Source organism: Paenibacillus rhizoplanae, from assembly GCF_042684125.1.
Classification (GTDB): domain Bacteria; phylum Bacillota; class Bacilli; order Paenibacillales; family Paenibacillaceae; genus Paenibacillus_AQ; species Paenibacillus_AQ rhizoplanae.
Genome location: NZ_JBHUKY010000078.1, coordinates 44,935 through 66,987, shown reverse-complemented (window position 1 = coordinate 66,987; position 22,053 = coordinate 44,935). Strand labels below are relative to the sequence as shown.

Below are 22,053 nucleotides of genomic sequence, written 5' to 3'. Positions count from 1 at the left end.
CCTACTAAAAACCTCACTGAATACCGCACTGAATACCGCACTGAATACCGCACTGAACACAAATGTTGTAGTTTTTGCAGGAACTCCGTTCGTTTGAGCTCAGATCATGCACATTGTTGTATTTATTGCAGGAATTCGGTTAGATTCACAGCTGAGGAACACGCATTGTTGTAATTAGTGCAGGAATTCCATGAGCACGGTGCTGGATAATGCACATTGTTGTATTCTGTGTAGGAATCCCCTCAAGCATAAACGCAAAACAGCGATTCTCGAATAACCGGAGGATCGCTGTTACGTTAATATGATACATTATTCGGCGCCTCAGTTACCCGGCTTCAAAGGCTTGCTTGAACTGGCTGTTATACAGTTCGGAATATATCCCTTGCAGCGCAAGGAGCTGGCTGTGGCTTCCCTGCTCGGCGATCTGGCCGCCTTGGATGACCAGAATCTGGTCAGCATCCTGAATGGTGCTGAGCCGGTGGGCGATCACGAAGCTGGTGCGGCCCTTCATCAGTGTCCGCATGGCCTGCTGGATATGCATCTCTGTCCGGGTATCCACGCTGCTCGTTGCCTCGTCAAGAATGAGGATGGCCGGATCGGCCAGGATGGCGCGGGCGATGGTCAACAACTGACGCTGGCCGTGACTCAAGGTAGTTCCGTCCGTGCCCAGCAGCGTGTCGTACCCCTGAGGCATCCGTGCAATGAAGCCGCTGACATTGGCGAGATTGGCCGCCTCTTCCACCTCACGGTCCGTGGCCCCTAGTCGGCCGAACCGGATATTCTCACGGATGGTTCCCGAGAAGACATGGGCGTCCTGAAGCACCATTCCGAGCTGGCGGCGCAGCCCGTTTTTATTGAACTCCCGGATATCCCTGCCGTCGATCAGCACTTCACCGCCGCTCACTTCATAGAAGCGCGTCAGCAGGTTGACAATGGTCGTCTTCCCCGCTCCGGTCGGCCCGACCAGGGCGATGGTCTCACCCGGCTGCGCAGTGAAGCTTACACCGTTCAGAATAGGCTCGCCCGGCTTATAGCCGAACACCACATCCCGGAAAATAACTTCCCCGCCTATCCGCTCCAGCTCCTGCGGCTGCTCCCCGCTGTACTCGGAGGGCATATCCATCACTTCAAATACGCGCTCTGCTCCGGCGATTGCGGATTGGATCAGGTTATACTGGTTCGCAAGGTCGGAGATAGGCCGGCCGAACTGCTTGGCATAATTCAGCATACTAACGATAACCCCCACAGTAAGCAGCTCACGATAGGCCATCCAGCCGCCAATTCCGGCAATCAGCGCAAAGTTCAGATTGTTAATCAGGTTCATTACTGGTCCTACCAGGCCGGATACAATCTGCGCCTTAATACTTGCTTTGTTAAGCTCCCCGCTTATTCCACGGAATCTGGTGACCTCCGCCTGTTCTCTGCGGTATTGCTTAATCACCTTTTGGCCGCTCACCGCTTCTTCAATGAAGCCGTTCAGCTCACCCAGATACTGCTGCTGATCCTTGAAATAGATCCGGCTTAAGCCGGTAATCCGGCGGCTCGCCAACACGACCAGCGGAATCGTTACCAGAGCAACTCCCGTCAACGGCACATTCAGCATCAGCATAATGACCAGGGAGCCGCTAAGTGTAATCAGACTGTTCAGGAGCTGGGTTACACTCTGATTCAGCGAGTTCGCGACGTTGTCGATATCATTGGTTGCACGGCTCATCAGCTCACCGTTAGCATGGGTATCGAAGAAGCTGACCGGCAGCTCCTGGTATTTGGCGAACAGGTCCCGCCGCAGCTCATATACCGTTCGCTGGGATACGGAGGTCATCACATAAGCCTGCACCCAAGAGACGGCGCTGCCCAGCAGATAAATGCCGCCCAAGAGGAGACAGAACCGGATCAGGAGACTGTAATCCTGCGGGAGGATCGCGGTATCAATGGCTTTTCCTAGCAGGTAGGGTCCGATTAGGGCAAGAACAGCATTCAAAATCGTGAATACATAAACCATAATCAGCCCGGTCCGCTGACGGTTCAGATAGGACCAAATGCGTAGGATCGTTGCCTTGCTGTTCTTCGGGCGTACCTTGGGTGTAACGCCAACCCGGCCTGGAGGCCCTCCGCCTAACGCTCCAGGTCCGCCGGGAGCCTGTTCCCTTTTACGTTGACTGGACATAGGGCTCCTCCTCTTCCTTCAGCTGGGAATGGCGGATATCCCGGTAGATCTCGCTGCCTGCCATTAGCTCGGTATGCGTACCCTGCGCGGCGATCCGGCCGTTCTCCAGAATCAAGATCCGGTCGGCATCTATAATAGAAGACACCCGCTGGGCAATCATAACGACAGTACAATTCTGAAGCTCCGTCTTCAGCAGCAGGCGGATGCTCGCTTCGGTAACCGCATCCAGAGCGCTGGTGCTGTCATCCAGGATCAGAATGGCCGGCTTAATTAACAGCGCGCGTGCAATGGACAGACGCTGCTTTTGTCCGCCTGACAGGTTCACCCCGCGTTGTCCGAGCTGTGTATCATAGTCTTGCGGCATCGCTGTGATGAATCCATGTGCTTCTGCGGCAACAGCCGCCTGCTCCACTTCTTCATCTGTTGCTTCCGGCCGTCCGTAACGGATATTATCCCGGATACTGCCGCTGAACAGCAGGGACTGCTGCATGACGAAGCCGATCCGGCTCCGCAGATGCTCCAGGCTAATCTCCCGAATGTCTGTTCCATCGATCAGAACGGCACCGGACAAGACCTCATAGAATCTTGGAATCAGGCTTACCAGGGTAGACTTGCCTGCTCCGGTTGCCCCCAGAATAGCGATCGTCTCCCCGGGGCTGGCTGCAAAGCTGATATCCTCCAGCACAAGATTCTCATCTGCACGATTATAGGCGAAAGAGACATTGCTGAATTCTATGCGTCCGAGCGTAATAGCTGCATGATCCGCCGCAGGCGCTTCGGTAATTTCACTTGTGGTGGCGAACACTTCATTCACACGGTCCCCCGACACCTTGGCCCGTGATACGAAGGCAAGCATCATGCTCAGCATCATCATCGACATGAGCAGTTGGGTAACATAATTAATGAAGGCAATCAGTTCACCCAGAGGGAGCGCCCCGTTCCAGTTCTGTAAGCCCCCGAACCAGAGGACGGCGATAATGCTGGCATTTAGAATCAGCATCATAAGCGGCATATTCAGCGCCATCAGGCGGATCGCCCGGATTCCGGTATCCGTATAGCCGGTATTGGCGGTATCGAAGCGCTTCTGCTCATGGTCTCCACGGACGAAGGCTTTGATTACGCGAATGCCGGTGAGATTCTCCTGCAGCACATTGCTCACCCCATCCAGCTTCTCCTGCATCCGGGCAAATAACGGAAAAGAAAGCCGGATCAGCACAAACAGCAGGATGAACAGCAGCGGAACCGCAGCCAGCAGGATCATCGCCAGGGACGGGCTGATCCGGACCGCCATGACCAGACTGCCGATCAGCAGCAGCGGCGACCGCACGAAGCTCCGCAGAATCATCTGTACGAAGGTCTGAAGCTGCACCACATCGTTTGTCAGCCGGGTGATCAGCGAGCCGGTCTTCAGCCGGTCCAGATTGCGGTTCGAGAAGGTCTGGATATGCTCAAACAGCTTGAGGCGTAGATCATTCCCGAAATTCTGTGAAGCGATACTTGCACATATCGCACAGCCCACACCGCCGATCATCCCGATGATAGCGATTCCAATCATAATGCCGCCTGTGGAGAGGATATGCGATAAATCATTCTTCATCAGGCCTTTATCTACAATGCTCGCCATAAGTGCAGGCTGAAGCAGGTCCATCACTACTTCAACTACCATTAACAGTGGGGCAAGCACGCTCCAGAGCGCGTACGGCTTCATGAAGCCCCTTAGCTTCCACATTCAGTTCACCTTCATCTCATCAGTCGTTGCATCCGTTCGTCCCTTTAGGGTAAATATGTGATTTTGTCAGTCATTGGCGTTCTCTGCTTGGCAGCAGGCACTTCCGAGGGATACCCTACGGCAAGTACTGCAATAACATCCTGTTCTTCAGGAACGCCTAGCACCTCACGGCCCTTGGCTGTACCGCCGAGTGACGACCAGAACACGCCTGCTCCTGCCTCATGAGCTGCCAGCATGAAATTCTGGATATAACAGGACACAGCCATGATGTTCTCTTCGCGCTCCATTGAGGTAGCGGCAGACTTGGATAAGACTCCAATCAGCACCGGAGCACCGCCGAAATCAGTCTTATGGTTCAGCGCTGTCCGCGTCTGCGGCCCAATGAACAGCAGCTCCCACGGCTCATTCATCCGGTGGTTCGGAGCATAGCTGGCGGCCTCCAGCCAAGTATTCAGCTCTTCCTTTTTAATCGGGTCTGGCCGGAAGGCTTTGATCGTTCTTCTCGTTTGAATAGTATCGATAATAGTCATAGTTAGTCCACTCCTTCTGTTGTATTGGTATCCACATGGTAATAAGCATATCTCTTTAACACGGTGAATTACAAGACTATATAAGTAGATTGGAACATTATGTATATGGTGTTAATGGCTGCATCCGGCGAATTCATGGGAATGTTGCTGCAATGGCTGCCGCTCATTTACTCCTTTTGAGCGGCAGCATGCTCACACAACTTCACGCCGACCATTATATGCGGTTTTTAGCATACATTGGCCCCGGTGCCCTCGCAACTGCTCATTGTATGTGGTTTTTGGCATCCACATAAGAAAACCATAGTGATTTACTTAATTAGCAAAAACAGCCCAGCAAACTCCGCCTAAGCGGAGCTTCCTGAGCTGTTCTTTTGGAGGAGCTGATCTGATCATATGTTCATTAGTTCATCTGTTCTCTGTGCATCCGTTCATCCTAGCCCTGCTCCAAAGCATATTTCCTCATCGTCTGCTGCTTGAAATCATCCCACGCCGGTGTGGACAGACGGGCTTGCTGCATCAGAGGTTCAAAGGCTTGATAGAGCGCTGCAATCTCGCTAAAGGAGCCATCGATCAGCTTCATGAATGGCAGCTTTTGTATCAATCTCAACCCGTGGGCGAGCAGTGCCGGGTGCTTCTTCGCCCCGTTAACAAGAGAGGCGGGATTAACGGGTAAGCCCAGCGCGGAGAGCACGCGGAACCCTTCATCCATTAAGACAACTGCCTGTTTCCAGCGAGCGGAGTCTCTGCTTGCTTTTGCCAAATCAAAATCATAGAGATAAATGACCGACATCACCGGGATAATTGAAACCATGTGACTCAGGAGCCAGGCGTTAATATCCTGCGAATAATCCAGCTTATACTTCGTCTTATGGAAGGCCGCTGTAAGCTCCATCTTGAACGGAATCTCACCTTCCAGACTGCCCAGCACCATCTTGCCGCCACCGCTTACAACGATAACACGCCCGTCTTCCTCACGGGTCCCCCCGTTAATCTGGAAGCCAAACGCAATATTCTGCGGAATCCGGCTGTTCTCCTTGAAGAACTGCTGCATCCCGCGGGTATCCCCGTTATTGCCGACAAGCACAATATTCTTACTTCCATTGTCCGCCAGCGCCGGCAGCACCGCCGGGAAGTCATTGTATTTCATCACTACGAAGATCAGATCATAGACGTCGTCCCTCCGTAGCCCGGATATTACCTTCACCTGATCCACAGTCGTTTTACGCTGAAAATAATGCCGGAGGACCAGTCCGTCCTTCTGCAATTGGCCCGCCCGCTTCGTTCTGGCCAGCACTGTGACCTCATTCCCGCCCCGCACCAACACATGGGCCAAATAACTGCCTATTACCCCCGCACCCATCACTAATACTCGCATCTCGAATCCCCTCTCCGCTTCAAACAGTTGTATTGAAATGAACATCTGTTCATTAGGTTAGCAGCGGGGACTCTATCGCGCAATTGCCAATGGTGCCAAGGATGTCAATTACTGAACAAACCCGTGTAAATTGTACATTACCCGTACCGCTCCTACGACGCTAAGCTGCCTCATTCCATTATCTGCGTATGAACGGCCACGATCAGCATATCCATATGCCGGGCATGCCGCAGCAGATATTGAACGAAGCTCATCGAGAACAGGCTATACGCCCAATGCCTGCGTGACTGTCCGATGATCAGCTGTGTAGTCTGCCGATCATTCATCCGCTGGAGCAGATGCTTATGCAGATGCTTGCGGCTTCCCGCCTCGGTGATGTCCATCACACCGCCCAGCCGCTCCGTCAGGTGCCTCAGCGTATTCAGCCGCTTCTGTTCTTCCGGTGTCTGTATGCGGGAGCAGTGTACGTAATGCACATGCCATTCGGCTTTGAGGCGGTGGGCGATCCGGAACCCGCGCCGGATGAGCCGCTCGGCCTGCGGGCCCGTATCCACGCAGACGAAGATGACTTCCCGTCTGCTCCAAGGGCCGCGCAGGGCAGGCTCCCGTTCCCAGGCCTCCAGGCGCTCATCGACATCATCGGCAATCTCGCGCAGGGCCAGCTCCCGCAGCGCGATCAGATTGCCGATTCGGAAGAAGGACTCCAGGGCCTGATTGACTTTCTCCTGCGCGTAGATATTCCCTTCCCGCATCCGCTGCTGCAGCATCTGCGGCGTAACGTCAATCAGCTCCACCTCGCTCGCCATCCGCAGAATCGCATCCGGCACCGTCTCGCGGACCCGCACACCGGTTAACTGCTCCACTGCATCGTTCAGGCTCTCCAGATGCTGCACATTGACGGTGGTTATGACAGAGATTCCGTTCTCCAGCAGCCGGATGACATCCTCATACCGTTTCCTCGTGATACTTCCGGGAACATTCGTATGGGCAAGCTCATCCACCAGCACCACCTCGGGATGCCGGGCGATGATCGCTTCGGTATCCATCTCGGTAAGCTCCGTAGACTGATACGGAATCCGCGCTCTGGGGATCAGCGTTAATCCGCCTACCTGCTGCCTGGTTTCCTCCCTTCCGTGGGTCTCCAGCAGCCCGATAACCACATCAATTCCCCTGCTGCGGAGCAGATTGCCTTCCTGAAGCATTTTGTACGTTTTGCCAACTCCGGGGGCTGAGCCGATATATACCTTGAAGGTTCCCCGGCGGATATGCTCAATCTTCTTCTCCAGCTCCTGGGTGGTTAGACGGTGGAACGGTTCCGCAGTCTCCTTCGGGGCTGGCCGGACCGGCAGAATCCGTTCGCCATCCTGCTCCGCGCGGTCTGCCATCAGGAACACATCTATATTGCGCGTCCGCCGCAGGACGCGGCTGGCAATGGAGCCCTGCCACTTCTCCTGCCAGCCGCTTTTCTGTGAATGCCCCATCACAATTCGGGTAACATTGTTCTGAATGGCATAGCGCACAAGCATGGACGGGAGCATCCGTAGACGCAGCAGCTCCAGCTCCTCGAACCGGGCGTGAATCCGCTCGGTCAGCTTGCGGATGGAGCGCTTGAATACCTGCTGATCCTTGGTCAGCGGACGGCCGCGCAAGAGGAAGGTCACGATAATCAGATCACCGTTCAGCCGTTTGGCGATCTGCTGTCCCCTTCTTATATACAGAGAGCCATTCCAATGATACTGCGCCGAGACCAGAATCCGCTCGGTTGCGCCGGAGGGACCGATCAGTCCCTCGGCCTCGCGGTGCTTTTCCAAGGAGTCATTGACCCCTTCCGCCATCAGCCGCAGCGATACCTCACGGAGCACGCCAAGGTTACCCCTGAGGGATAGTGCCGGATGCGCCCCCTCACCAAGCACGCCCTCCTCCAGCCGCTTCAGGATCGTCTCCGGAGAGACGTCAATCAGCCGCACCTCGTCAGCCAATTCCAAGGTATTCAGCGGAACAGTCTCCTCTGAACGGATGCCGGTCATCTCATAGATCTGCTCACCCACACCGGCCAGCTCATAGACATTGATAGTAGTGATTACACTGATACCCTGATCCATCAGATACCGGATGTCCTCCAGCCGTGTCTGGAAGCAGGCCTCTTCACGGTTGCGGTGCGCCAGACCATCCACCAGCAGCACCTCGGGGTTACGTTCCACCAGAGCCTCAAGCGGCAGATCCTTCTCTTCCTTGCCGTCCTTCCACCAGTGAATGCTGGGGACCCGCTCCAGATCGCCAAGCTGCTGGACGGTTTCCGCCCGGCCCATAGTGGATACGGCACTGATCACCACATCAATGCCCTGCTGCTTCAGCAGCTTGCCTTCCTCCAGCATGTGATAGGTTTTGCCTGACCCGCTGACCGAGCCGATAATAATCTTCAGCCGCCCCCGCTGGAGCTGATAGATGGAATATAAGATTTCCTCAGGGGACTTGCGTTTATAGGGTGCCACGGGTGAGTTCCGATAATGCCAGATTCAGCTTCAGCACATTTACCCGTTTCTCCCCGAAGAGTCCCAGATCACGGCCTTCGGTCTGCTTGGTCACCAGGGCCTGAAGGGTGTCTGCCGGAATACCGGTCAGCTGGCTGATTCTGGGAATCTGTACGAGTGCCGCAGCCGGTGTAATATGCGGATCAAGGCCGGAGCCTGAGTTCGTAACCAGATCAACAGGCAGCTGGCTGGCGGGGATACCGGGATTGTCCAGCTTCCACTGGGCAATCGAGTCCTTAGTACGCTGCAGCATATCAGGATTCGACGGCCCGTAGTTATTCGATCCCGAAGCTTCCGCCTTGTATTCAATACTGGACACACGGCTCTGGAACCACGCCTGATCACTGAATTTCTGCCCGATCAGCGCAGAACCGACAACCTTCCCGTCTGAATTCTTCAGCAGGCTTCCGTTCGCCTGGGCAGGCATCAGCACCTGGGCAAGCGCCGTAGACGCCAGCGGATAGATCATTCCGCAGAGAATAATGAATACTATGCTTAATCTTACGATAGTGAAGAAGTAGGCAGCTGGTGATGGCGATGCCTGTTCTACGTTGGTCTCATGAATGGATTGTGCCATGATAATTATGCCTCCTCTAGATCCAGATCCTGACAATCAGGTCAATCAGCTTGATGCCTGCGAATGGAACAACCACACCGCCAAGCCCGTAGATGACAATATTGCGCGCCAGCAGCCGGGTTGAGCTCATCGGCTTGTACGATACCCCGCGCATGGCGAGCGGAATCAATAGCGGAATGATAATGGCGTTGAAGATCAGCGCCGAGATAATCGCCGAGCTGGGAGACCCCAGCCCCATCACATTCAGGGCCTCCATCTCGGGAATGGCCAGTGTGAACATGGCCGGAATGATGGCGAAATACTTGGCAATATCATTGGCGATGCTGAAGGTAGTCAGCGCTCCGCGTGTCATGAGCAGCTGCTTCCCGATCGCTACTACCTCAATAATCTTGGACGGATCAGAATCGAGATCCACCATGTTGGCCGCTTCCTTGGCTGCGGTTGTCCCGCTGTTCATCGCCAGCCCCACATCGGCCTGGGCCAGGGCGGGGGCATCATTGGTGCCGTCACCGGTCATGGCTACAAGCTTGCCCTCATTCTGCTCCCGGCGGATGACCGCAATCTTGTCCTCCGGCGTACTCTCGGCAATGAAATCATCGACCCCGGCTTCCCGGGCAATCGTGGCGGCGGTCAGCGGGTTATCCCCGGTACACATGATCGTCTTGATCCCCATACTGCGCAGCTCGTCGAAGCGCTCCTTCATCCCGGGTTTGACGGTATCCTTCAGATAGATCAGCCCATAGATCCGGCTGTCTACTGCAACGGCAAGCGGAGTGCCGCCTAATCTGGCAATGGCATCCGAGTTATTGTCCAGATCGGACGGGACTTCACCGCCCTGCGCCAGCACCCATTTCTTCACGGAGTCTACAGCTCCCTTTCGCACCGACCGTCCATCCCGCAGATCAATACCACTCATGCGGCTCTCTGCCTTGAACTCTATGAACTCCCCTCCGTCTGCAAGGCTGCTGTCATACCGGAGTTCCAGCTTCTTCGCCAGCTCCAGGACGGAACGCCCCTCCGGAGTCTCATCCTTCAGCGAGCTGACCGCCGCCCAGGCGGCAAGCTCTGTTCCTGACGCTTCGCCTACCGTGACGAATTCACTCGCCATCCGGTTGCCGAAGGTGATCGTCCCGGTTTTATCCAGAATCATCGTGTTGATATCCCCGGCGGCTTCCACCGCTTTACCGGACATCGCCAGGACATTGAACTGCGTCACCCGGTCCATCCCGGCAATCCCGATCGCTGACAGCAGCCCGCCAATGGTAGTCGGAATCAAGCAGACGAGCAGCGCGATCATGACCGGAATCTCCAGCTTAACGCCGATATAATCAGCGATGGGACGCAGGGTTACCACGACAATGAGGAAGATAATCGTCAAGCTGATCAGCAGGGTGTTCAGGGCAATTTCATTTGGTGTCTTTTGACGTTTGGCCCCTTCGACCAGTGAGATCATCCGGTCCAGGAAGGACTCTCCCGGATCACTGGTAATCCGCACCTTGATCTGGTCGCTGACTACACGGGTACCGCCGGTCACGGAGCCGAAGTCCCCCCCGGCCTCCTTAATGACCGGTGCCGACTCCCCCGTAATGGCCGATTCATCGACAGAAGCCAGCCCTTCGATCACTTCACCGTCACCGGGGATGAATTCTCCCTGGCTTACGACCACCACATCGCCTTTGCGCAGCTCCGAGGCGGGCACCTCCTTGATGGCTGAACCCGCCAGCTTGCGGGCGGTGATGTCCTGCTTTGTTTTTTTCAGCGAATCGGCTTGGGCCTTGCCCCGGCCTTCAGCCAGTGCTTCCGCGAAGTTGGCGAACAGCACGGTGAACAGCAGAATGAAGAATACGGCAATATTGAACCCTATGGCATGCTCAGCGTTGAAATACCCCGGCGCCAGCACCATAAGCAGTACGATGACCGTACCCACCTCAACCACGAACATAACCGGATTCTTCATTAGAGTCACCGGATTAAGCTTCACCAGACTGTCCTTGGCAGCACTCAGCAGGATGGGGCCGGTCAGCAATTTTTTGCGTTGTACAGTACTCATTCTCTTCTCTCCCTCTCCCTACCGTAGAGTCAAATATTCTGCAACCGGACCGAGGACAATCACCGGCAGGAAGGTCAGTGCGCCAATGATCAGCACCGTACCAATCAGAATGCCTGTGAACAGCCCGTTATCTGTGCGGAACGTTCCAATTGTCTCCGGCACCGGCTTCTTGCGCAGCAGAGAACCTGCGACCGCCAGCATCGCAATCATCGAGACATACCGGCCCAGCAGCATAACCATACCCGTCGTTATATTCCAGAAGGACGTATTATCCGCCAATCCCTCAAAGCCCGAGCCGTTATTGGCAGCAGCGGATACATATTCATACAGTACCTGAGTCATCCCGTGGAATCCGGGGTTGGTAATACCGCCCTTACCGAGATCCGTCAGAAAAGCGGCCGCCGTCGGCACCAGAATAATCAGCGGATGGATCAGAATAGCGATGGCGATCAGCTTCATTTCCCTTGCTTCAATCTTGCGGCCCAGGAATTCCGGCGTTCGTCCGACCATTAGCCCGCAGAGGAAAACACCGAGTATCGCATACATCAGCATATTGATCAGCCCGACACCTTTGCCGCCGAATACATTGTTCAGCATCATCAGGGTTAGCGGCGTAATGCTGCCAAGCGGCGTCAGCGTGTCATGCATATTGTTCACACTGCCGGTTGTTGCCGCTGTGGTGACAGTTGTGAAGAGCGCCGACTGAGCAATCCCGAACCGGACTTCTTTTCCTTCCATACTGCCTTGTGACGTATCAATGCCCATCGCGTTAATCGCCGGATTACCCGCACGTTCAGCCGCATAATTCAATCCCAGCAGCAGCACGAACAACGTCATCATCGCTCCAAAAATCATCCAGCCCTGACGTTTGTTCTTAGCGAACTTCCCGTACATATACGGCAGAGATGCCGGCAGCAGCCACATGGAGAGAATCTCCAGCACATTGCTTAGCGGACTAGGGTTCTCAAAAGGATGGGACGAGTTGGCTCCGAAGAAACCGCCGCCGTTCGTGCCGATATGCTTGATGGACTCCAGGGAGGCCACAGGGCCAATGGCAATCTGCTGTGTCTGGCCTTCTAGCGTGGTCACCTCAAGTGTCGGTTTCAGAGTCTGCGGCACATGAAGCGCAACAAGCGCCATTGTTACAAGCAGCGCAAGCGGAATGAAGATCCGAATATGCGCTTTGACGAAGTCTTCGAAGAAGTTCCCCACCGTGCTGCGTCCTGTAATCCCTCTGACAAAAGCAACCGCAACCGAGAAGCCGCTGGCTGCCGAGGTGAACATCAGCATCGTCATTACCGCCATCTGCGAGAAGTAAGATACCCCGCTCTCCCCGCTGTAATGCTGGAGGTTCGTATTGGTCATGAAGCTGATTACCGTATTGAAGGTGAGCGTCTCTTCCATGTTGCCGATCCCGTTCGGGTTGAGCGGAAGCCCCTTCTGTAACCGCAGAAAAATATAGCTGAATACGACCAGTGTTATATTCGTTACAATGAAGCTGACCGCATACTTCTTCCAGGACATCCCGCCCCGCTGCTTCAGCCCGATCAGACGATAAATCCCCTTCTCCGCTCTGCCGAATATCCGGTCTGTCCGGTTCGGTTCATTCGAGAAGACATGATATAGATAAGTTCCCACCGGCTTCACCAGCAGTACGAGTATTAAGATCACTATTAGCATTTGTACAATCCCCACGGATGACCCTCCTTAATATTTAAAATTTCTCGGGATGAATCAAAGCATAGACCAGGTAAAGAAACAGCAGCGCAGTCGCTGCAAGCACAACCGCCATCACTCATTCCCCCCTTGTTCATCTACCACACGGCCGCACCATTGTGCAAACGCGTAGAACAAAGTGAACAGAGCTGCCATAACCACTGTCATATACACATCCATCATCGTCTTTGCCACTCCTCATCCTAATGTAATCTCTCTCTTGTAACTCCGGTCTAGCGTATCATTTCTGCCATAAGTTCAGGGTTAGGGTTTCCTCCGGCGCATTAAGATCCCGTTAAGACTGAATTAAGAGCGGTAAATGTTTTCACCCAGCAGCTGATTAACCTCCTTGATAAAAGCGCCATACCCTCCATCCGGCTCCATTCTGTGCGGCAGCGCCCTGGCCAGAATCAGCTCTGCCTCCTTCGGATCGAACTCGAAGCTGTTGATCAGCATCTCCCTGACCTCCCCGGCCTCTGCGCCCCCGGCAAACTTACCCGCAGCAGCGTATACCAGGCTATTCTCGTAGGAGCAGCCCTGCAGCAGATAGACCCGGTCATATTTCCGTTTGATCAGCACAAGCACCGCAGTCAGCACTGTCATCAGTCCGATATTTCTTAGCCACACATCCATCTCCATGCCTTCTCTCTAATGTGGTTCACTTCAGGACTTAGCGTACCACTCCCGCCATTAGTTCAGGATTAGGGTTTGCTTCAGCGGATTAAGATTACGTAAAAAAATCGCCAGCGTGCTGTAACCCCCGTTGCTCTCTGTCAGCAGGAACGGCAAAAAACCATGCCCGTGCAGGCATGGTTACGAATCCTTTATCTTTTCACCGCTATGGGGATTCCGCTTGCTTGTTCAAATCACCCTGCTGTCGTCCCCGATCTGGAGCATCCGGTAACCGACACCGATATGCGTCTGGATCACCTTAGGCTGTGAAGGGTTGCGCTCAATCTTCTTGCGGAGCGTCGCCATGAATACACGGAGCGCCGGAATGTCATACGTAGGGCTGCCCCAGATTTCATGCAGGATATAATTATGGGTCAGAACTTTGCCCACATTCTTGGCCAGCAGACCCAGCAGCTTATACTCAATGGGTGTCAAATGGATCTCATCCTGGCCCAGCCAGACACAGCCCGCCGAATAGTCGATCCGCAGATTCCCGTTGGTGAAGACAGACGAATCCTTCATCAGCTTCTCGCTGTCCCCCCGGATTCGCCGCAGGCTGACCCGCAGTCGGGCGAGCAGCTCCTCCACGCTGAAGGGCTTGGTCAGATAATCATCCGCCCCGGCATCCAGCGCCTCGATCTTGTCCCGGTCCTCACTGCGGGCGCTGACCACGATGATCGGAAGGTTGGACCAGGCCCGGACCTTCTTAATAATATCAACGCCGTCCATATCGGGCAGACCGAGATCCAGAATCATCAGATCCGGCTGACTGGATACCGCCTCCAGGATGGAAGCCTCCCCCGTCTCCGCCGTATGGTATTTATAGCCCTGAGTCTCCAGTGTTGTGGTAATCAGCTTACGGATAGGCTTGTCATCTTCGACGACCAGAATCATTGGTTTATTCATGGACGTTCACCTCCTCTGCCAGCAGGGTGAAGCGGAATACCGTCCCCTGCGGAGCATGATCTTGTACTTCAAAATGCCCGCCATGGGCATGAATAATAGATTTGCAGAGCGCAAGTCCCAGACCCAGCCCGCGCCTGCCGTCTCCCCGGACATTGTCCGCCGTATAGAACATCTCGAACACCTTGGCCTTGGCTTCGGCGGATATTCCCGGTCCGTCATCAGCGACTTCTACCACAACGAAGCCCGCCTCTTGTCTGGCGGTTAATGTAATATGTGACCCGGAACCGGTGTATTTAATCGCATTATCTACCAGGTTGATGATCACCTGAATAATCAGCCGTGAATCCATTCGGGCCATCAGCAGCTCATCTTCGAGCAGGACCCGGATCACATGATCCTCCTTGTTGCGGTTCACATGCAGCAGCGCTTCCGCAATGACTTCCTCCAGCAGCTCCGCCTGGAAGTTCAGGTGAACCGCACCATTGTCGATCCGGGTAATGGACAGCAAATTCTCCACCAGATTAATCAGCCACATCGAATCATCATAGATATCGCTGTACAGCTCCTGCTTCTGGTCCTCACTAAGGACCATCGAGTTGCCGATCAGAATTCCTGCATTGCCGGAGATGCTGGTAAGCGGCGTGCGCAGATCATGCGAAATGCCGCGCAGCAGATTGGCACGCAGCTGCTCCTGACGAATTTGCAGCGTGCTTTCTTTTTGCTGCTCACTCAGCTTGTCTTTCTCCAGGGCCAGCGCGCATTCGCCAAGCATGGCGATCATCAGGCTTTTCTCAAATACCTCCAGCGGTTCTTCCTGCTCCATCACGATTCCTGCCACGGCAAATACGGCATCCCCGCTGCGTACCGCATGATACAGACAACGGGCCATCGAGAACGTATCGGTAGAGGCTCCGGCACGTTTATTATTCCGCAGCACCCACTCCGCAACCTCGCGTTCAGCTTCCAGTGTATCCCTCTCCGCCTCCACAGCACTTCCAGCCTTGGGATAGACGAGCGGCTCCGAGAGTTCATCTCCCTCAACCTCATAGATGATAATGCTCCGGTCCAGCAGCTTCAGCATTTGCAGTGCCGTCTCGTTGATAATGGCCGGGGTGTCTTTGGCCTGCTGCAGCTTCCGGCTGGTCTCCAGCAGCACCTCCGTCCGGTAAGCCTTTTGTGCCGATTCCCGCGCCTGTTCCTTGACCCGCAGCGTCAGCGTACTGGTGATGAACGAGGCGGCAAGCATGACGACGAACGTCACCGGGTAACCGGAATCATAGGCTTTCAGCGAGAAATAAGGCTCTGTGAAAAAATAGTTAAACACCAGCACGCTCAAAATCGAAGTCGCCGCGCTATACAGCCGTCCCTTCGTAACCATCGCGTCCAGCAGAACACCCAGAATATAGACGGTGATGATGTTCGCTTCGCTGAAGCCCAGAACCTTGAACCATAATCCGATCAGCGTGCAGACCAGCAGAATGCCCAGCGTTTTGGCGGTATCAGCCAGTGACAGCAGCGGAGGTCTGGCATACAGCGGAATTCTCGGGTGCGCGGCAGTCTCATGGTCCGGGATGATATAGATATCAATATTTGGAGCGGCCGCCGTCAGCTTATCGACAAAATTAGAGCTGGTCGGTAAGCGGCTTTTATGCTGTGAACGACCCAGGACGATCTTGGAGACCCGGCTGGTTTTGGCATATTCGGCGATATGTCCCGGAACATCCTCACCGTACACTGTCGCAATCTGGGCCCCCAGCTGTTCGGCCAGTCTCAGGTTCTCCCTCAGCTCCGACTTGTTCCTCAGTGTCAATTCTTTCGTCCTGGAGGTCTCCACATAGAGTGCGGTGAACTCTCCATGTAGGGCTTCGGCCATTCTGGCCGCTGTACGGATGACCTTCTTGCTGGACATTGCCGACGACAGACAGACCAGGATATGTTCCTTGGTATAAAAGCCAGCCGCGCCTGCTCCCTCCCCGAACTGCAGAGCAATCCGGTTTAACTGATCCGCTGTATAACGCAAGGCGATTTCCCGCAGGGCAATCAGCTTCTGCGGTTGATAGATCTCCCCGTATTTCTGTTGCAGCTGCTCATCGGGACAGATCCGCCCTTTTTGCAGACGTTCTATGAAGTCTCCGGGTGCGATATCAACGAACTCAATCTGATCTGCACGATCGAACACACTATCCGGAATACGCTCGGGTACAGGAATCCCTGTAATGGAGGCTACCACATCGGTCACACTTTCAATATGCTCAATATTGATGGTAGTGTACACATTAATTCCAGCCCGCAGCAGCTCCTCCACATCCTGATACCGCCTTTTGTGGCGTACTCCCGGAGCGTTGATGTGGGCCAGTTCGTCCAGCAGAATCAGCTCCGGTCTCCTGCGGATCGCCTGGTCAAGGTCAAATTCCCGGACGATTGCCCCGTTAATAGATATTTCCATCAGTGGAAGAAGATCCAATCCTCTAAGCCGATCTGCTGTTTCTGCTCTGTCATGGGTCTCAATATAGCCGGCCACTACCTGAGTCCCTTCCTTTTGCTCTGCACGGGCGGCATCCAGCATTGCACAGGTCTTCCCTGCTCCCGGTACATATCCGAAGAATATTTTCAGCCGGCCCCGCCGTTTCTCTGCCGTAATCTGCCCTGTCATCCGAATGTTTCCTTTCCTCTTATGAACCTCATTGTTCCATGGATTTCTCCCAGCCATTATACACTCTAGCGTCAGTATAGCATGTGCATAATCAGCATAGTATTACGGATTCTGCTGTGGGATTAAGATTGCATTAAGATTAGTGTAAGTCAATAGAGGGTAAATCAACATGCTTCCCGAATATATGCTCAGAGGCCTAATTCTTACATACCGATTCTAAGGAGATCTGAGATGACAAACGAACAGCACAGCACACAAGGTACAATGGAAGTGATTTTGACGAATGCCATCAAAATTCCCGGGGTACGGGTAGACCGGCGTGAATTCCTCGCCCAGCAGTTTGCCAAATATGATTCTTATGGAAACATGCACACGATACTGGATAAAGGGCCGCTTGAAGCCGGAATCAACCTATCTGTGATCGACAAAATGGCGAAGACACTTATTGAAAAAAGAACTCTTCTGAGCACAGCAGCCTCCACCGCCGTTGGACTTCCGGGCGGATTAGCCATGGCGGCGACCATTCCGGCAGATACTTTGCAGTTTTTTGGCGTAGTGCTGCGAATGTCTCAAGAACTCGCTTATCTGTATGGCCGCACCGACCTGTGGGAAGAAGACCCCGCAGATTCAGAGCATGTTACCCGGGAACTAACTTTGTATTTGGGAGTAATGTTTGGAGTTGCAGGTTCAGCTTCCATGATGAGGATGTTGACGGCAAGAATCTCTCAGCAGCTATTGAAGAAGCTTCCGCAGCAAGCTTTGACCCAAACCATGTACTATCCGATTCTTAAGAAAATCTCAGCTTATATTGGAATCAAAATCACTAAAAAAACCTTCGCTCAAGGTGCATCAAAGTTCGTACCGGTCCTCGGCGGGCTCCTCTCGGGCGGAATGACTTATTTCTCGATGAAACCAATGGGTAACCGTCTGCGCGAGGCCCTATCGGCTGCCAGCAGCGACTACTCAGAGGCACAGTTCGAGCAGGATTACGAGAAAGTGAAGCGTTCGGCAGAAGATGAAGAGATTAACGTAATCGAAGGAGAATTCTTTGACTTGGGCTTTGACTCGAAGCAAGAACCGGTAACCTCATCTGCTGCGGGCAAAGAGAACTTCAGTGTGGCTGATGAACTGCTGAAATTCAAACAGCTGCTGGATATGGGCGCGATCACACAAGAGGAATTTGACCGTAAAAAGTCGGAATTGTTGAACGGCTGATTCCGTGTAATTGTTCATGAATAGCTATGAGCCCTGTTTTAGGTAGCGTTCATAGCTATTTTTCAACATCACATTGCCTGTATGCATTGCTCCCTGCCGCAACTACCACGCCATCCGCTTGAAGACCTAGCGTATGGGTGCAGCCCGCTGCGACCGCAACGATATTCTGCCAGTTGCTTACTTCACATTGCCCGTAATCATTCCAGCCCGCAGCCATAACCGTGCCGTCCCATGCAAGGCCAATCGTATGATGACTGCCTGCCGCAATGGACTTAATGTTGCACCAGCCGCCTACTTCACCTTGTCCACGCTTGTTCAGCCCTGCAGCTACTACTGTGCCGTCAGCTCTGAGTCCGGCCGTATGAAGATAACCCGCCGCGATCATCGTCAGCTCCTGCCAGCCATTCACATTCCGCTGCCCATAGCGGTTGTTCCCCGCTGTAATGGCCGTACCATCAGCCTTGAGTCCAACCGTGTGCCAGTCTCCTGCGGTAACCGCAACAATATCCGCCCAACCGCTAACCTCACATTGACCTTCGTTGTTTCTTCCCGCCGCAACTATTGTTCCGTCTGCCTTCAACCCGACAGTACGGCGCCAGCCCGCTGCAATCGCAATGATATCGTGCCAATCTCCCACATTACATTGATCATGCTTATTCCAGCCGGCCGCAATCACCGTTCCGTCCGGCCTTAGGCCTACTGTATGCGAATTCCCTGTATGAGCATTGCCTGCTGCAACCGCAACAATATCACGCCAGCCGCTTACCTCGCATTGCCCGTATGTATTTTCGCCGCAAGCCCGCACGGTTCCGTCCGGCAGGAGCAGAACTGAATGGCGGTATCCCGCCGCGATGGCGGATAATGAAGCGGTAGGCATATTCATTGCTCCTTTGGTTTCTTTTTCGTATAAGGTTCTCATAATTGGTATAGCTAGTATTGCAAAATATTCGTTACTTTTCAACGCCCTTGCGAAGGGCATTCTCTCATGTTGACCCTCCTGGTCGTGAATGAATATATTTAATTTCATTCATTATTAAGCGCGTTTAGCCATTCTTTTACCGATTCTGTCAAACAGATGTCCTGCTAAGCTCCTGACAGGACCCAGAGAGACCGGATAATAATACGCCGCTTCAAACCAGCCGTTAGCCTGGTAATGCCGGTAATCTTTCGACCGCTCATCCAGCATATGATGAATACTGGTCCGGGACAGCCGGAACATCAGCAAGCGGAACAATGTGGGAGTCGGCGGTGCCGGCCGCATCAGTCCTTTGTAGAAGCGGGCCGCAGACTTGCGGATTCTCACAGCATTCTTCTGCGCGGCTGCCGTGGTAACTGGCTCCATCGTACTAAGCACACACCCTTTGGTAACCTGGAACCCGAAGTTCTCTCCCATGCTGCTAAGATATTTGACAATCGCATTGCCGCCATGAATTCCCTGATTGACGATCGCTGCATACGTCTTGCCGAAGAACTGCGGCCGGTGGAACACATATGCCAGCCGGTCCAGCAGATTCTTCATCGCTGCCGATACATGGAATGCATAATTGGGGGTCGCCATAATCACACCGTCTGCGCCCTCCATTTTCTCCACCAGCACATCCCGGTCGTCCCTCAGCGGACAATATTCTTCGCCCTTACTGAAACAGGTCTTGCAGCCCCGGCAGAACTCTAGCCTATAGTCCTTGAGGAAAATATACTCAAACTCGATCTCCTCATAGGTTCTGAGCTGCGCTTCAAACTCACGGACCGCTCTGTACGTATTGTTCTTTTGCTGATTGCCGATAATTGCGATGACCTTCTTCATGATTGTCCCTCCAGAATAGAATACTGAATATGAATGAATATAATATAATTCATTCATTTCATACTAACATAGATATTCTTAGTTTTCAGTTCGGATACTGCCTGTTCTTGAACAATTGGTGAAGGACTTCAAGACAACGCAAAGAAGCCACAAGCAGCAATCTGCTCATGGCCTCCTGATCCTTGTATTCTATACGTTTTTCACCGCCACGACCCTCTTGTGAAAGCTATGGCCCCGTCATAGTCAACATATACATTTTTGATATTAGGATGACTCAAGTAATCAGTCACACTGTAAAACAGCGGAATAACCGCCATTTGATCCATAAGCAGCTTTTCGGCTGTGGCATAAATCTGCATACGTGTGCCGGGGTTGGCCGCCTGCCGGGCTTGCTGCATATAACGGTCATACCCTGCATTGCTCCACCCCGTATCATTGGAGACATTCTGTGAACTGAATAGCTCCAGCATTGAGGCCGGATCATTGAAATCAGCGCTCCATCCCGCTCTTGCAATAGCATAGTTCTGATGTATACGATTATCCAGCAGTTCCTCGAAGCTTTGGACTTCTACACTTGCTTCAATACCTAAGTTCTTTTGCCAGTCCTTAATCACTTTACTTGCGATAACGTCATGGTTGATATATTCATTCACGATAATAGTGAAGCTGGGGAACTTGGTGAGTCCCGCTTCTCTCATGCCTTCCTTCAGTAATTGCTTGGCCGCCGCCACATCCTCATGAAAGTACATCTTGTCCGACATCTCTGTGCGGAAATTCAACTGGGTCCCATGAATACTTGGCGGCACCAATCCAAACGCCGGATTGCCGTAACGCAAGGCTTCGCGGTCAATCGCCATCGCCAATGCCTGGCGGATCTTCAGATTGTCAAACGGCGGCTTCGTCAGATTGAATTGATAAAAATAGGTGGAAGCATACGGTCCTTCATGCAGGTCGCGGGAAGATGCGCTATCTAAAGATGTATAATCCACCGATTCCTCCCCTCCGCCTCCAACCCAGTCAACCTCCTTATTCATATAAGCGGCGGTCGGATTCCCAGGCAGCAGCAGACGTACCTCCGGCAGCTTAATTTCTTGGGCCGCATAATAAGCAGGATTTTTAACTATAGAAATCTCATTACTCTTCCATGTCTTGAGCTTGAAGGGACCATTAGTTACCATAGACTTAAGGTCGGTTGCCCATTGGTTGTTGGCCTTCGCGGTCTTAGCGTACACCGGCAGATAGATACTCTCTGCGAGCAGTTGGATGAAATAGGAGGTTTTCTCCTTTAATGTGACCTGAAGTGTGGTGTTATTCAGAGCCTTTACGCCGATTTTGGAGGTATCCTTCAGAAGTCCCTCGTTGTAGTTCTGCGCATTATTAATCATGTACATATTAAAAGCATAGACATTCTTGGCTTCCGGAGCCAGCGCCCGCTTCCAGGCATACTCGAAGTCCGAGGCCAGTACCTGCTGCCCGTTGCTCCATTTCGCATCTCCACGGAGTGCAAAGGTATATGTTCTGCCATCCTTCGAGAGGGTCCATGATTTTGCAATTGCCGGAACGGCCTGACCAGCCGCATTCAACCGCACCAGTCCTTCAAATAACCCTTTGACAACCGTCACTGTGCTGTCATCCGCAGCTGCTGCCGGGTCAAGCTGATCAGGAAGACTTCCCATACCGATACGCAATATCTTATTTGCTTGTGCAGCAGATGAACTGCCCGTCCCTCCCGTGAGCGTTACACTCATCATTAAACCTACTGCCAAAATGATATAAAGCAACCTTTTCATCAACGTTTCCCCTTTTTGAACCTCCACACCCTTAAAAGGGTGGGATTCTTAGCTAGTTAGCGGGCGCATACGTTTCCGCTTTGCCCTACTGCTAAGTTAAGGGCGAGTTCATTCGCCCATCCTAGATCAGAGCTTATAGCTACCTAGGCTGGCAGACTGTTACCATCTGCCACAGGTTGACGCATGATGTTGATGGCACCGACCCGATCCCGATGTGCTGTATAACCGCAGTTGCACTGATACGTTCGATCCTTTGCTTTGTTCCGCTCTCCACAAGAGGGACAGGCTTGCGAGGTGTATGCCGGATTCACTTCAACCACTTGGATTCCAGCAAGTGC

17 protein-coding genes are annotated in these 22,053 nt (G+C 53.3%); 1 reads left to right on the top strand and 16 read right to left on the bottom strand.

Features of this window, described 5'->3' with window-relative positions; genetic code table 11:
* Positions 1-325 precede the first annotated feature (325 nt).
* From ACFSX3_RS28880 to ACFSX3_RS28825, 12 genes are all read right to left on the bottom strand, one after another.
* Entirely contained in the window at positions 326-2,167 is a 1,842-nt protein-coding gene (locus tag ACFSX3_RS28880) for an ABC transporter ATP-binding protein (protein WP_209990406.1), read from the bottom strand.
* Positions 2,151-3,896: an ABC transporter ATP-binding protein gene (locus ACFSX3_RS28875; protein WP_209990403.1), complete on the bottom strand. Its 1,746-nt coding sequence runs from the start codon at positions 3,894-3,896 to the stop codon at positions 2,151-2,153. Before ACFSX3_RS28875 ends, ACFSX3_RS28880 begins: the two co-directional genes overlap by 17 nt.
* 44 nt (positions 3,897-3,940) lie before the next feature.
* The gene (locus ACFSX3_RS28870) at positions 3,941-4,426 is read right to left on the bottom strand and encodes a nitroreductase family protein (RefSeq protein WP_209990400.1); all 486 of its coding nucleotides are present in this window, start codon (positions 4,424-4,426) and stop codon (positions 3,941-3,943) included.
* Positions 4,427-4,859: 433 nt separating this feature from the next.
* The gene (locus tag ACFSX3_RS28865) at positions 4,860-5,801 is read right to left on the bottom strand and encodes a ketopantoate reductase family protein (RefSeq protein WP_209990397.1); all 942 of its coding nucleotides are present in this window, start codon (positions 5,799-5,801) and stop codon (positions 4,860-4,862) included.
* A 170-nt stretch (positions 5,802-5,971) separates the two neighbouring features.
* Complete coding sequence (locus ACFSX3_RS28860) at positions 5,972-8,293, bottom strand: universal stress protein (protein ID WP_209990394.1); 2,322 nt, start codon at positions 8,291-8,293, stop codon at positions 5,972-5,974.
* Positions 8,280-8,909: a potassium-transporting ATPase subunit KdpC gene (gene kdpC, locus ACFSX3_RS28855; RefSeq protein WP_209990391.1), complete on the bottom strand. Its 630-nt coding sequence runs from the start codon at positions 8,907-8,909 to the stop codon at positions 8,280-8,282. The genes ACFSX3_RS28860 and kdpC overlap by 14 nt, the downstream gene beginning before the upstream one ends.
* Positions 8,910-8,925: 16 nt before the next feature.
* Positions 8,926-10,959, bottom strand: a complete 2,034-nt coding sequence (gene kdpB / locus ACFSX3_RS28850) for a potassium-transporting ATPase subunit KdpB (RefSeq protein WP_209990388.1) — start codon at positions 10,957-10,959, stop codon at positions 8,926-8,928.
* A gap of 18 nt (positions 10,960-10,977) precedes the next feature.
* Positions 10,978-12,654, bottom strand: coding sequence for a potassium-transporting ATPase subunit KdpA (gene kdpA / locus ACFSX3_RS28845; protein ID WP_209990383.1), 1,677 nt, complete (start codon positions 12,652-12,654; stop codon positions 10,978-10,980).
* Between the two features lie 19 nt (positions 12,655-12,673).
* On the bottom strand, positions 12,674-12,751 hold the full coding sequence (gene kdpF / locus ACFSX3_RS28840) for a K(+)-transporting ATPase subunit F (protein WP_173127715.1): 78 nt from the start codon (positions 12,749-12,751) through the stop codon (positions 12,674-12,676).
* Positions 12,752-12,981: 230 nt separating this feature from the next.
* Positions 12,982-13,308 (bottom strand): hypothetical protein, encoded by a 327-nt coding sequence (locus tag ACFSX3_RS28835; RefSeq protein WP_209990379.1) that lies wholly within the window; start codon positions 13,306-13,308, stop codon positions 12,982-12,984.
* 228 nt (positions 13,309-13,536) lie between these two features.
* The gene (locus ACFSX3_RS28830) at positions 13,537-14,253 is read right to left on the bottom strand and encodes a response regulator (protein WP_209990377.1); all 717 of its coding nucleotides are present in this window, start codon (positions 14,251-14,253) and stop codon (positions 13,537-13,539) included.
* Entirely contained in the window at positions 14,246-16,906 is a 2,661-nt protein-coding gene (locus ACFSX3_RS28825; RefSeq protein WP_379256605.1) for a DUF4118 domain-containing protein, read from the bottom strand. Before ACFSX3_RS28825 ends, ACFSX3_RS28830 begins: the two co-directional genes overlap by 8 nt.
* A gap of 231 nt (positions 16,907-17,137) precedes the next feature.
* Here ACFSX3_RS28825 and ACFSX3_RS28820 point away from each other — a divergent pair, with 231 nt between their 5' ends.
* Positions 17,138-18,121 carry an SHOCT domain-containing protein gene (locus ACFSX3_RS28820; protein WP_379313592.1) on the top strand — a complete coding sequence of 328 codons (984 nt, stop codon included), beginning with the start codon at positions 17,138-17,140 and terminating at the stop codon, positions 18,119-18,121.
* Positions 18,122-18,176: 55 nt separating this feature from the next.
* Here the strand turns inward: ACFSX3_RS28820 and ACFSX3_RS28815 are convergent, their stop codons facing one another.
* The 4 genes from ACFSX3_RS28815 to ACFSX3_RS28800 form a co-directional block, all read right to left on the bottom strand.
* Entirely contained in the window at positions 18,177-18,998 is an 822-nt protein-coding gene (locus tag ACFSX3_RS28815; protein WP_379313590.1) for an RCC1 domain-containing protein, read from the bottom strand.
* 156 nt (positions 18,999-19,154) lie between these two features.
* Positions 19,155-19,925, bottom strand: a complete 771-nt coding sequence (locus ACFSX3_RS28810; RefSeq protein ID WP_209990368.1) for a flavodoxin family protein — start codon at positions 19,923-19,925, stop codon at positions 19,155-19,157.
* A 200-nt stretch (positions 19,926-20,125) separates the two neighbouring features.
* Positions 20,126-21,715, bottom strand: a complete 1,590-nt coding sequence (locus tag ACFSX3_RS28805; RefSeq protein ID WP_379313588.1) for a peptide ABC transporter substrate-binding protein — start codon at positions 21,713-21,715, stop codon at positions 20,126-20,128.
* 143 nt (positions 21,716-21,858) lie between these two features.
* On the bottom strand, positions 21,859-22,053 hold a 195-nt coding region (locus tag ACFSX3_RS28800), incomplete at its 5' end, for a zinc ribbon domain-containing protein (RefSeq protein ID WP_379313585.1).